Raw genomic sequence first — 12,881 nt, forward strand, 5'->3', positions numbered from 1 at the left:
ATTTATAAAAGGCAATTTCTTATTCTTAGAAATTGCCTTTTTATCGTGTGGTTTTGTGAGACCATGTTAAAGATTTCGAAGTCCTATATTGTTAGATTATAAAACAGTTAACTTTAAGAAAAGTTTTGAAGAGACTCTCCTTTTTCTATGAAGATATCACTTTTAAAATTCCCAATGGTATAATTTAACTAAAGTATATTCTGAATAGGGGGAAAAAGACATGGCATCTTTTACTGAGGAAAAATTTAATTTGCCGCGAAACTTAAGAGGCAGAAATATTCATTTAAATGTTATTCCAACTGTGTCCAACTTAAAGAATTTGATTAATAAATTGATTGTAGTTGATGGGGATGTAAGTAAATTAAAGCAATGGGAAAAAAGGAGTTATGCAGCTTATCAGATTAGTAAAATCAAAAGAGAAGTAATGAATGCACCAACAAAGGATAGCAGAACGAATCTTGTGAAACAACATATTTTATACCAGGATCCTAATGAATTAGGTGCAAGCTGTATTGATATTTATTTGGTTGCGTATGTTGCCGAAACCGTTAAACCAGGAAAACAAGCATTTGTAGATTATGTGGTGAATCACGGAATTACTGATAAGCCGAACTCGGCTCAGGCTATTTGGCAGGTAGGAAAAGGGGATGGCAACTACCTTGGAGTGTTAAATGAAGATGGTTCTGTACGGGATTGGGACTTTTTCAGGAAGTGGGTTAATGGTCTTAACATGGGCAAGTCAAAAGTGTATAACAAGTTAGTCCGAGACCGAATACCTGAAATCATTCATCAATCTGGAAAATCATTTAATACAATAAAACTACAACAAGAGGAATTTATCAAAGAGTTGAAAAATAAAGCATTTGAGGAACTGAACGAATACACAAATAGTGCTGGCAATCAAGAAGCAGGTGAAGAACTGGCGGATTTATTAGAAGTAATGCATTCGTTAGCAGAAGTACATGGATATACTTTTGATCAGATTGAGAAAATACGTCAACGGAAGGCAGAGGAAAAAGGCGGGTTTAGGGAAAGGATTTTTTTGATTGATGTTGAGGGGTAGATAAAGATAACTAGGGAGAACAGATGATGGATAAAAAGACTTTTAAGATAACCTTTAATAGATTGCTAGAAGCTTCTGTAGATGGAATATCAAATGAAGAAAAGATTAAGTATATGAAGAAATGGATTAGAGATCATGAGAAAATGGAAGAAAACACTATATCTGAATCCAATACGTTGCCTAACTCTATAATCGTTGAAAGTTCTGAGAAGATAGGTGAACTGGTAAGAACAAAATTAGCACGAATAATCAGGAATAACCTACTTAGTCCAGAAAAGGTGCGAGCTTTGCAAGATGCAAGACAATGTAAGAATTTATTTGATATAAATTATCCGATGTTTAAAAAGGTTACATATGACCGTCCCTTAATAGAACAAAGAACTGTGAATGGATATTTCCGTTTTTGGGCAAAGCCGGTTACTATACATAATGAGAAGTATCTTGTGTGTAATGATTGGTATGAGAGGAATAGAACAAAGTTCATAAATTGGGTGGAGGGTTTGAATTAATATATTCAGTGTTATTTCCTAACGATATTAAGCTGTTTAGTAGGAAAGCGGAACAGTTCTAAATGGCTGTTGTTATCAAAAGAAGTTCTTGGGGAGAAGTGAGGATGGTTTTTTTTAGAAGTATTTTTAAAGGTGTAGGCTACATATTTATATTTGGCTGGTTAATGGGATTCTTATTCAATTTCGTTTCAGCCATATCAGGATTCATCATTCAACCTGGGATGCCTGAAAATGCAAATAACTTAATATGGTCACTGGTGAGTATTCTGATTGTGCTGGTTTCATTTTTGATCAACCGAAAAATCGTCCTTGATGTAATTGGCTTTTGTTTGACTTTTGGCTTTATGGGATATCCTATTTTGCATGGCATGCTAGCTATGATTCCGACTTTTCTTTTGCTGTTTAAATTTGAGAATAACGGATGGATTCATGAAGTAATTATTGGATCTGTTCTAATCCTCGTCTTTATCTTTGTTGTAAGTCCTTTCTATCAAAAATTTGTCAAGTGGTATTTTAAAAAGAAAGAGAGATTACTGGAAAAGAAGGATACATTAGAACCTGTAACTCCTCCATCCAGTGGCAGAAACAAAAAGAAACGTAAAAAGAAAAAACTTAGTTAAAAAGAAGAAGAAATTTGATAACTGAGTATTTTTTATTTCCATGTATTATAATTCGCTAAAGTTATCAAGATTACTAGCAATGGGTTTGAGAACAAGCATAAGATACGTCTCTTTGTTCGAAGGAGGATAAAAATGACCAATCTAAAAGGCAAAATTGCAATAGTAACTGGCGCAAGCCGTTCAAAAGGAATAGGGGCTGCGATTTGTCGCTCACTTGCGAATGCTGGGGCAGATGTATTTTTTACACATTGGTCTCCATTTGATGAGGTTAGCGGAAATGGCTCAGACAAAGATTTTCCAAATAATTTATGTGAAGAGTTGAAGGATGTAGGAGTTAATGCTGCTCATATGGAGGTTGACTTGAGTAGGAGTGAATCACCTGGTCTTATCATGGACCGGGTTGAAGAAACCTTGGGGACACCTAGTATATTAGTGAACAATGCTACTTTTGAATCACCAGCTAATTTTCGTACTTTGAACAGAGAGATTCTGGACAAGCATTACAAAGTGAATAACAGTGGGACTTTAATGCTATCTATGGAATTTGCGAAAAGGTATGAAAAGGCATTTCCTGAGGGGAAGGATGGCCGAATCATTAATATGGTATCTAAAGGGCCTGACCCTAACAATCTGGCCTATATAGCGACTAAAGGTATGATCATCGCGATAACCGAGCCTTTATCAGTTGGATTAGCACCCATCGGTATCACTGTGAATTCTGTCGATCCTGGTCCCACTGATTCTGGTTGGATCAATGATTAATTAAGAGAACAGCTGCTGCCACTTTTTCCAACTGGAAGAATAGGTGTACCGGAAGATGCTGCTCGGTTAGTAACGTTCCTTGCCAGTGACGATTCTGGCTGGATTACTGGACAAACGATAAAATCTGAGGGTGGATTTTTGGGGAAATAGTTCTAGAATGCTATTATGAAAGATAATAACCTGATTTCTTGCTTATATACGAAGGAATCAGGTTACTTTATGTCCTCCTTGAATACATCGTGTTATTTTTATCCTTTATCGAATAAAATACCGCCCCAAAAGGTTCCCAACCAGGAAAACCAGGATCATGATCAAACTAACCGGAAGACTGGTGAAGATCAATTGCCAGTCCAACAGTCCAGATTCAGCTAAAAAATAATAGGTAACAAGACAGTAAGGTATTAGGAGGAACAGAGACGTTATGATGCCAGGTGTATAGGCCCTGAACTTGATGCTTTGAACGATATGCATGGATGCCTGCAAAACAAATAAATTAAGAATGGCTGTAAACAGAAGAAAACCTTCTCCGTTAGATGAAAACTTAGCGGTCATTACTGCAGTGAAGGAGATAATAAGTAAGATCCATGTAGCTGAAACAGCAAGCTCGGCAGCGGTGGAACCTAGCTTTTTCCTCATTCTTAATGTCGTCTCGACGAACTTGGTCTTCGGATATTTGTCTGCAGCCATGGAAGACTCAATGGTTATGATTTCTTCTAGGTCATGGAAAATAAAAATGATGGGAAATAACCAGATTAATGTTTTCAGGTCTAAAAAATGGTGGAGTGCCTCTAGCATCTTTTTTGCTACCTCCTTGTACTGTCATCTATTGTGAATTTTATGGGACAGGATTTAATAATATGCCAAAGGCAAATCAAGAGAGGTATGTTATTCACCAGTCAGGAGCTGTCCGCCAGCTAATTTTTGATAATGGGCCAGAGCTAACAATGGAAAGACATATTCATAACAATGGTAATTGATATAAAAAGCGCCTGCCATTCCTCTTCCTTTTGGGTAGGTCGTCGTCCACTCTTTTTCCTTTCGATCCACTAAAAAAGCTGCCCCTTTTTCAATCTCAGGCGTAACTTCAGTTGCTGCCGAAATCAGTGTGTCAAGAGCCCATGAGGTATGAGTGCGGGTACTTTCGCCCAGCGGCACATAACGATTTTTGATATCACTTTTACAGGATTCTCCCCATCCGCCGTCTGGATTCTGTATTGTCCTCAACCATGTTTGTGCCTTTTGAATAGCTGGATGCTTCGGGGAGACCCCAACTGCAATCATTCCCGTTACAGCCGCCCAAGTGCCATAAATATACACGCCCCAACGCCCAACCCAGGAACCATCTGGATTTTGATGCTTCAACAGCCAGCGAATACCATCTTTAATCATATTGTGGTGAAAATCCAGATTGGTATAGTTACCGAAGAACTCTAATGTTCTTCCCGTTAAATCAACCGTGGACGGATCGATCAATAAATCCTTTCCACCCTCTATCGGTAAGAAGGTCAATAATTTCTTATCTACATTCTTTTCGAATGCCGGCCAACCTCCATCATTGTTTTGCATGGAAGTGAGCCAGTTTACTCCGCGATCCCATGCCTGCCTGCAATCCACTTTCTCTGTAGCCAATGTACATATCGACCTTAGTGCAGCGGTTGTATCGTCAATATCTGGGTGGAAGGTGTTCAAGTCCGCGAATCCCCAGCCTCCTGGTAACAGGTCTGGTGCATGCATGGCCCAATCCCCGTATTTGAGATGCTGACGGGAGAGGATGTATTCATTTGCCTTTTGAACAGTGTTGGATGAATATGGAATACCGGATTCTTGCAGAGCATAATTAATTAATGTCGTATTCCAGACGGTCGCCGTCGTGTACTGGCAGTGAAGTTTTCCGTCAATCCGGGTGGCCATTGCTTTTAACCCTTGGACTGCACGAGTAATCACCGGATGTGTTTTATGATAGCCCCTGGCCATTAAGGCAAAAATCATCAGGGTAGTACAGCTGAAATAATTCAAGAAGGTGCCGTCGGGTTCGAATCGGTCCAGCATATATTTTTCGGCACGATATAATGCCAGCTCGCGAAGGTTTCCATGGGATTTCAAACTCTTTATCCCTTGTTCAACCCATTTAATCAGCGAGCGGGCATCTTCTTCTTGATCCTCTGTAAAAAAACGAACTTCTTTGTTTTGAAACAAATCGGAGAGAGTGGGCGATCGTGGGGTTAGCTTACGGAAATTCGTATTGGCGAGAATCAAAAAAGGGATAATGTTGGCCCTTCCGTATACGGATATGTCAAAAAGATTGATAGGGAAGGAGTCGGGTATAAGCATTACTTCAATATTAATGGGGAGGTGCGGCCACTCACATTGTCCTGTCAGGGCCAGCATGATTTTTAAAAACAAATGGACTTCCGAGGCACCTCCATTGTCCAAAATAAACTGCCTGGCTGCCTGGATTTTCGGATCTTTTTTATCCCGGTAACCAGAATAAAGAAGGGCATAATAAGCTTCCACAGTGGATGTCAGATCTCCTTTTTCCTGATCGTGAAACAACTTCCATGACCCATCTTCCTGCTGTTCTCCGGCAATCCGATCCACCAATTCTTTTATGAATTCTTCATCATCTATCTCCAATGTCCGTAATAAGATAATCATACTGCAGTCCGTTGCGATCCCGGTCTCGAATGGATATTGCCAAGCACCGTTTTCTGATTGGTCCTGGATCAACTGATCAACGATTCTGCTCATTTCCTTATATACGCGATGCCTCATTTAACCCATCCTCTCCCGAATATTCATCTTTGTATTCATATTCCTTGTGAAAAATGAATATGCATTCCTTTGATGGGAATGACTGAACCACTAAAATGAACTCTTATGAAGGATGATGCCTTCTTGCTGAACTCTTTATCAGATGTAAAAAAAGAATTAAAGAAAAAGGTGAAAAAGAAAACTTCCGGACTTCCCGATTTATCAGAAAAAGATAAAAGATGGATTCAAGTTATAAGAGAACAGACAAGAAAACTTAATCAAAACAATGTAACACGGACGCAAGCGTATTTTGATTTTTACCTTCAGCACCCTGAAATACAATGGGCATTTCTCGGTCATATGGTATCGCGAAACGTTGGATGGAACATGACGGATTTAAAAGGGGATTTGTTGACAAAGCTTTTGCCTGAAAGAGATCAGAAAGATTATTTTTCGTTTTTGGAACGCGGCAGCTGGCTGATTTTTCAAGATGTGTATCCTCAATTTTTGATCTATGACCTGAGTGTGAAGGGCAGAAAGGATATGTTCCATCTTTTACGGTATTTTCATGTTTCCACCTTTATGGAAACGATGTGGCGTTATTTTTGGAACAGTAGTGATCAAACTGCTCTGGCGATTGCGATGGTGATCAATGAACAAAGCTATTTGGAAAAAAGTTTGATTCAAAATCAGCATTATAAAAAAATCGTAACAGGTACGGTCAGTTTTAAGATGTATGAATTTTTAAGTCTCAATAACATTATTTTCCCCTACTGTTCAGGAGATAAAAGGGAGAAAGCTTTAATTACAGGCGCTATTTCACGGTATTTCACTTCACTCCACGAAAGGATACTAATCGGCAAAAAACTGTATTCCCTTCTTTTTGAACGTAAAGAAATCCTGGTTAAAGTCTTAAAATGGGCCCATGATCATCCTCACACCGGCTCAAGAAAAGATTATTGGCCTCATTTGTTTAATGATATAAATGAATCATTTCCCCGATCCCTTTATAAGCTGCGGGTCAAGAATTGCGAGTTGAGAAAAGGTGCCGAGCGGCTATACAGCCCGCCTTTGAAATACGCCTGGGCAGATAGCCCACATGAAGAGTCAGAGAGCGGAGATTGGTTTGAGGATTGGCGTGTCCTGGAATATTTTCATAAGGAAGTCAATTCGGATGGAGAGATTTTAACTAATTACTGCAAAACCATTGGAAAAATTGAACTTGCGGTTATGGCAAAGGAAGGACTTCTATTGCGAGAAGAAGAATAATACTTTATGAGCGGTGGCCCTGACACTATTTAAAAAGGCAATGTATTGATACAAGGCCATTCCTTTGGCGTGCAGCCACTTTGTTTAAAAACTGATTAATTTAATATTGATAAAAGAAACTATCTGTTTATTTTTTACAGTGGAAGAGGTTAAGAGTCTATGATAATTATTGGAATAGCAATAGTAATAACAATTTTTTCAATAGAAGTTCAGCTGAGGAAGTTGAATAAAACAAACCAACAGATCGTTGAATTATTAACTGAAATTAAGGATAAGGCATGATTATTTTTAACTACTGGTTTCCAGTTGGCTAAATGAAAATAAAACAGGGTCATTCCAGGAGGATTTTTACTTCCAACCAAGAATAGTAATTCAAATAATACTTTTAAAAGGAAGTGATGGCGTTTGCTTAGTAAAGTCGGTCAAATTATGTTGTATGTCAATAATCAGGATGAGGCAGTAAAATTCTGGACAGAAAAATTGGGCTTTTCTGTTATAGCAGAAGAGAACAATAATCAGGGATTCAGATGGATTGAAATAGCCCCAACACAAGGTGCAGAAACAAGTATAGTTTTACACAATAAGGATTTCGTTTCTAAAATGTCTCCTGGAGTAAATCTCGGCACTCCTTCTTTAATGTTTTATACAGAGAATCTTGAACAATTACACAGTGACTTATTGGATAAAAAAATTACAGTCGGAGAAATTGTAAATATGCCTTCTGGCAGAGTATTTAACTTTGCCGATCATGAAGAGAACTATTTTGCAGTAACGGAAAAAGGGTAATTACCTACACAATGAGTTGAGAGCTACTGATAGAGCTGCCAAATCTAGGTGGCTTTTTTCTTTTTTCGTAATGTAATAGGTCTTGCATGTGAGTATAGGCACGACCTATTTTTTTAAGATTACTAATCTTAGGCTTAGTAAAAATCAAAACAAATAAAGGGGAGAACATGCGATGTACATACCCAAACATTTTAAGATTGAGGATGACGAAAAGATTTATGAGTTCATTGAAAAGTATAATTTTGCAACATTATACTCGACTCATCTGGGAGAACCTTATGCTACACACCTGCCATTGATTCTAAAGAAAGATGAAAATGCGTTATATGGCCATTTTGCTCGCCCTAATGGTCAGTGGAAGGATATTGAGAAACAATCTGTTCTTGTGGTTTTCCAGGGTCCACATTGTTATATTTCACCTTCCTGGTATGAAATAACTGATGCCGTTCCAACCTGGAATTACGTGTCCATCCATATATATGGAAAGGTCGAGATCGTTGAAGATGAAAAAGTAATTTTTAATTCTTTGGATGAGATGGTCAATAAGTATGAAAAGCCAGATAGTCCTTACATTTTGAAAAATGTAGACTCCAAATATATTGAAGGAATGAGTAAGGGCATAGTTGCGTTTAAGATTGCCATTACTAAAATAGAGGCAAAGGCGAAGCTGAGTCAAAACCATCCAGCGGAAAGGCAAGAGTTAATTATTGAGAATTTAAATAGATCTTCGAACCAAAGTGATATAGAAGTAGCTTCACTTATGAAGAAGAACTGGTGAGATTACTTATCTGCCAACAAACTAAAACAGACAGGAACTCATCCTGTCTGTTTTTTACATATTTTTTTCATAAGGGTCTCTAAGTTTGTGTTAAAACAAATAATCCAGGTAACTGGCCCTTAAGAGTTGATCAAAAGTGCAAAGAGGTCGATATCACTTAAAAAATCGTGGTAAATGTTGCGAACCAATTCGGGACACCATAAGAATTCAATTAGAAAAAAATTGTTGATAGCACTGACCTAAAACGTCCAACGAGTCGAACGATAACATTAAAATTGTCCTCTATGTAATGAAGACATATGTTTAAATCCTAATTAAAATGAGGCGAATGAATAGCATGAAAAAGCTGATCTTTATTCTAACTCTAATTCTTTCCTTTCTTCTAGCAGGGAGCGCTTATGCTGTTAAGAAAAGTGACTACAGTATAAAGCTTATGGAGTATGGGGGTATCCAAAACTATCCGAAATCCGGATTGGTGTATGGTGCCCATAATCAAGGTACCACGTATCTGCCGTTCTTTTATATTTTGATACAGAATAAGGATCACAATATCCTTTTTGACGTAGGGTATCGAAATGATGCTGCAAAAGGCCAAAAGGATTGGTCCAAATTATTTGGAGGGACCAATATCGAAGCTCCAGCCCAGGTTTTGAAAAAAGTAAACTTAACTCCCAATGACATAGATATCGTTATTTTAAGCCATCTTCACTTTGACCATGCCGGGAATATTGATCAGTTTCCAAAAGCCCAGTTTTATGTACAAAAAGAGGAGCTGGATGGCTGGATGTCTTCACTGTCATTGCCTGACAAGGTACGTGAATGGGTTTGGCAGGCAACCGATCTGGACCATATAAATGATCTGTTGGACGTGGCTGCTGAAAATAGGCTGACGCTGATCGAAGAGGACAATTTTGAAGTAGCAGAAGGAGTAAAGGCTTATAAAGCAAAAGGTCATACATTCGGCACCCAAGCCATTACGGTTGAGACGAGGAATGGAACATATGTGCTTACCCAGGATGTTGCGTACACATACGAAAATGTTACTGACTATAAACCTATGGGACTTGGACTTGATAACATAGAACAACTCATGTCCATTCATAAAGTAAATAAATTGGTCGGAGAAAATGTAGACTTTATCATACCCGGACATGACATGGCTGTATTTGATAAATACCAAACAGAGCAAGTAGGCAAGAACCGCATAGTTACGGTTGTTAAGTAAAAGGAAGACCAGGTTGCAGGATACAATTGTATTTGGCATTTTTGGGCTGCTTTCTGTTCAGCTAAAACTTTAGAATTTTCTTCTTTCCATATTTCTTTCTGATCATTTTTAAATTTCCGAGACTCTAACTCCAAGTGGGTCAATAAACCGATAATCTTTTTTAATTAGTATATAAATAAGGACAGCATGTTTTTTAGAAATGGATTCTTGAGGACAATAGCTATGTTTCCCGCAGTATATATTTTTAATTGAAGTCCATACCTTTAAAATTTGTTATGAATAAAATATTGCGATTAACAAAATGGCAATTTTGAAGGGAGGTTAGTGTATGGCACATTTTATTAGTTACGAAAAACCTCCAAGCAAAGTAGCTCCGGCGCAAGCTAGTGACTTTGAAATCATATGTGAGGACAATTGCGGAATGACAACGTTTGAAGGGCCTCCAACCTTTACCCTCGTTCCACCTCTGGATTTATGTGTTTCCACTGTTACGTTTAATAATTGGCGTACAATCACTGATGGCAATGTTGCGAATTGGCCATCGCCCCGTACTGTGATCTATTGGCTCGAAGGCAATGAGCGGGATATGACCTTTAGTCCTGAAGTGTCTTCAATCAGTTTTTATTATTCGTCTTCAGTGCAGGTAACAATAGATGCTTTTGATACTGCTGGCAACCTGATTGCAAGATTAATAAAACCGGCAAACTTCAGGGAACCAGTATATGATGAATGGGATTTAGTCACAGTGGATGTAGGTACGAATGCGATCGCCAGACTTAGAATTATCGGTGGCTCTAATCAAACCGCAATAGATAATTTGCAGGTGTGCAGGCTCATTTGTCCTGTTGCCAATCCTCAGACATGCTGTAAGCAAATGATTGAACATAAGACTCAGCTTGTTCCGCCTGCTTTGATTGGTGATGAATTTACCCCTGTTACCTATACAAATGTGATAGAAGCAGCAGTTGAAGCTGTTTGTCCAGAGGAGGTCATGATTTGCGGAGTCCTTCGTAAAACAATTACCTATGATACGATTTTATTCAACCCCGAAACAGGAAGGGATGGCATCTTCACAGGCTACCAGGTCCAGGATGAGGTCCCATTTCAATGCATGATTAACCGTGAAGATGCAAATGCTGGCGATACCTTTTACATTTCAGGAGCTGCTATCCTTTGCAATGTATTTGCACGCACAGATAATATCGGGACGGTTCAGGACCCCAGAGAACCTGAAAATGATTTAGAAGTTGCCTGGTCATTTAAGGAGAAGGATATCGTGAAGGTTTGTGTGCGAAAGGGAACTGCACCTGTTCCTCCACAATAAAAGGGCAGGGGTGATTATAAAGAATACAGACTGTAAGCATTTTAGGCACACAGTCATGGCAAGTATCATTGTCGTGTGTTTAGGTCAGGTTATTCCAGTTAAAGGATGTACCTGACTTTTTGATTGTTTTGGAAAGCGCAGGGACGTACCTAATGCTTCTTTTACGAAAGTATAAACTAAACTAGTCTTAAGCTGAAGTGCGTGCAAAGATACAAAATATTAATATTTCCCTTTTTTGCATACATTGTTTACACTAAGGATAATTATCATACCGAGAATAGAAATACTGCAATAAAAGCGGTTATTACTTTACTATAAAGAATATTTTACATATATATCGTTACAGGAAAGGAGGAAAAACAGATAATGTGGCCTTTTCCAATAAACAAAAAAAGAAAAAAACTAGTGGATGCGGCTAGTTATATATCAGTAAAGGAAACGACGGAAGAAGCTGAAATTGAAAAAATGGTTTCCAAACTTGAAGATATCTTTTACAGTACTTCAAAGGAAATTGTTATATTATGCATTGGTTCTGACCGATCGACAGGAGATGCACTAGGTCCATTGGTTGGCAAACTTTTGAATGAACGGAATATTCCTTACCCTGTATATGGAACTCTTAAAGAGCCAGTCCATGCATTAAATATCAAGAAAGTCTTAAAAAAAATATATGAAACCCATCCTGATCCGTTTGTTTTCGGGATTGATGCTTGTCTGGGAGATGAGCGGCAAATTGGCTTTATATTAATTAGGGAAGGTCCATTTATTCCCGGGAATGCTGTCAATAGGGTTTTACCAAGTGTGGGGGATTACCATTTGAAGGCAATCGTCAATACTCTGGATCCTTTATCGCCTGTCCATTCCTTAAACAGTACTCGATTATACACTGTTTTAAAGCTGGCTGAGATTATCGGTGAAATTATAGAACGCGTGGCAGTAAATGACCAAATACCAAGAGGGAATGAAAAAAAGATAATAGTAACCTAAATCATATTTTTGGTTAAAACAACCAGGGGAATTGCTGTTCAGCAAATAGGTACGTTATAATTAGTATAAAGTATACCAAGGAGAAAGAGGGAAGTTAATGGGGAAAAATTGGACGGAAGATAATTTAATCTCTATTCGTGAGAGAGTTTATCTTCATATTAAGGATTTAATATTGGATGGTGAATTTAAAGCGGGAGACCGTCTGGTGGAACGGGAACTTGCTGAAAGGCTGAACATCAGCAGGACGCCAATTAGAGAAGCGCTTTTTCGCCTGGAATCTCAAGGGTTTGTCAAAACCGTACCCAGAAAAGGGGTTATCGTCGCTGATATTTCTGAAAAAGAGATAATAGAAGTATTCACAATCCTTTCTTCCCTTGAGGTTCTGGCTGCAAAACTGGCAGTGCAAAAGCTGGATGATGTGACGAAAAGTAACTTCTCAGCAAGCATTAAAAAGGTGGAAGATTACCTGAAGAATCCTGATGAGGATACTTCTGACCTTCATAGGGACCTGAATCAACTCCTTTACAGCTCGGCAAAAAATGTGAAGCTTTATGAAATGTTAAGCGGACTATCCGATTATATCCGGGCTTTTGCAAAGATTGGCCATAAAAACCCTGGCAGGGCGAAACAGTCTATGGAAGAGCATTTGAAAATCATGGAAGCTATTGTCAATAAAGAAATTGAAATGGCAGAATATTTGACAAAAATACATATTGAAAACTCAAAAAAAGCTTACATAGAAGCTATACAGCAAAACGAAAAGAAAGGTTAAGAAAGAGCGATCTGTCTCTTTCTTATTTTTTTTCA

The 12,881-nt window shown here is 38.3% G+C and carries 12 protein-coding genes and 1 pseudogene; 11 read left to right on the forward strand and 2 right to left on the reverse strand.

All coding sequences use genetic code 11. The features are described from left to right. Positions 1-730 precede the first annotated feature (730 nt). The 4 genes and pseudogenes from J7E38_RS09720 to J7E38_RS09735 all read left to right on the forward strand — a co-directional run bounded on the left by J7E38_RS09720 (position 731) and on the right by J7E38_RS09735 (position 3,104). Positions 731-1,063, forward strand: coding sequence for a nucleoside triphosphate pyrophosphohydrolase (locus J7E38_RS09720; protein ID WP_215038455.1), 333 nt, complete (start codon positions 731-733; stop codon positions 1,061-1,063). Between the two features lie 26 nt (positions 1,064-1,089). Continuing rightward, a complete protein-coding gene (locus tag J7E38_RS09725; protein ID WP_214705551.1) occupies positions 1,090-1,572 on the forward strand; it encodes a hypothetical protein in 483 nt (160 codons plus the stop codon). A gap of 62 nt (positions 1,573-1,634) precedes the next feature. Beyond that, positions 1,635-2,192 carry a hypothetical protein gene (locus J7E38_RS09730; RefSeq protein WP_214705552.1) on the forward strand — a complete coding sequence of 186 codons (558 nt, stop codon included), beginning with the start codon at positions 1,635-1,637 and terminating at the stop codon, positions 2,190-2,192. A 132-nt stretch (positions 2,193-2,324) separates the two neighbouring features. Further along, positions 2,325-3,104 (forward strand): annotated as a pseudogene (locus J7E38_RS09735) (SDR family oxidoreductase). Positions 3,105-3,209: 105 nt separating this feature from the next. Here the strand turns inward: J7E38_RS09735 and J7E38_RS09740 are convergent. Next, positions 3,210-3,749 (reverse strand): HXXEE domain-containing protein, encoded by a 540-nt coding sequence (locus J7E38_RS09740; RefSeq protein ID WP_214705554.1) that lies wholly within the window; start codon positions 3,747-3,749, stop codon positions 3,210-3,212. A gap of 90 nt (positions 3,750-3,839) precedes the next feature. Beyond that, positions 3,840-5,726 (reverse strand): squalene--hopene cyclase, encoded by a 1,887-nt coding sequence (gene shc, locus J7E38_RS09745; RefSeq protein ID WP_214705555.1) that lies wholly within the window; start codon positions 5,724-5,726, stop codon positions 3,840-3,842. Positions 5,727-5,831: 105 nt separating this feature from the next. Between shc and J7E38_RS09750 the strand changes: the two genes are divergently transcribed. The 7 genes from J7E38_RS09750 to J7E38_RS09780 all read left to right on the forward strand — a co-directional run bounded on the left by J7E38_RS09750 (position 5,832) and on the right by J7E38_RS09780 (position 12,846). Further along, complete coding sequence (locus J7E38_RS09750; protein ID WP_215038417.1) at positions 5,832-6,974, forward strand: DUF2515 family protein; 1,143 nt, start codon at positions 5,832-5,834, stop codon at positions 6,972-6,974. Positions 6,975-7,379: 405 nt separating this feature from the next. Continuing rightward, positions 7,380-7,760 carry a VOC family protein gene (locus J7E38_RS09755; protein ID WP_214705557.1) on the forward strand — a complete coding sequence of 127 codons (381 nt, stop codon included), beginning with the start codon at positions 7,380-7,382 and terminating at the stop codon, positions 7,758-7,760. A gap of 172 nt (positions 7,761-7,932) precedes the next feature. Then, on the forward strand, positions 7,933-8,538 hold the full coding sequence (locus tag J7E38_RS09760; RefSeq protein ID WP_214705558.1) for an FMN-binding negative transcriptional regulator: 606 nt from the start codon (positions 7,933-7,935) through the stop codon (positions 8,536-8,538). Between the two features lie 337 nt (positions 8,539-8,875). Beyond that, positions 8,876-9,763, forward strand: coding sequence for an N-acyl homoserine lactonase family protein (locus J7E38_RS09765; protein ID WP_214705559.1), 888 nt, complete (start codon positions 8,876-8,878; stop codon positions 9,761-9,763). Between the two features lie 328 nt (positions 9,764-10,091). Next, positions 10,092-11,087 carry a hypothetical protein gene (locus tag J7E38_RS09770; RefSeq protein WP_214705560.1) on the forward strand — a complete coding sequence of 332 codons (996 nt, stop codon included), beginning with the start codon at positions 10,092-10,094 and terminating at the stop codon, positions 11,085-11,087. A gap of 366 nt (positions 11,088-11,453) precedes the next feature. Then, positions 11,454-12,074: a spore protease YyaC gene (yyaC, locus tag J7E38_RS09775; RefSeq protein WP_214705561.1), complete on the forward strand. Its 621-nt coding sequence runs from the start codon at positions 11,454-11,456 to the stop codon at positions 12,072-12,074. Between the two features lie 97 nt (positions 12,075-12,171). Then, entirely contained in the window at positions 12,172-12,846 is a 675-nt protein-coding gene (locus J7E38_RS09780) for a GntR family transcriptional regulator (protein WP_214705562.1), read from the forward strand. Positions 12,847-12,881 lie beyond the last annotated feature (35 nt).

Source organism: Bacillus sp. ISL-35 (assembly GCF_018613355.1).
Taxonomy (GTDB): domain Bacteria; phylum Bacillota; class Bacilli; order Bacillales; family Cytobacillaceae; genus Mesobacillus.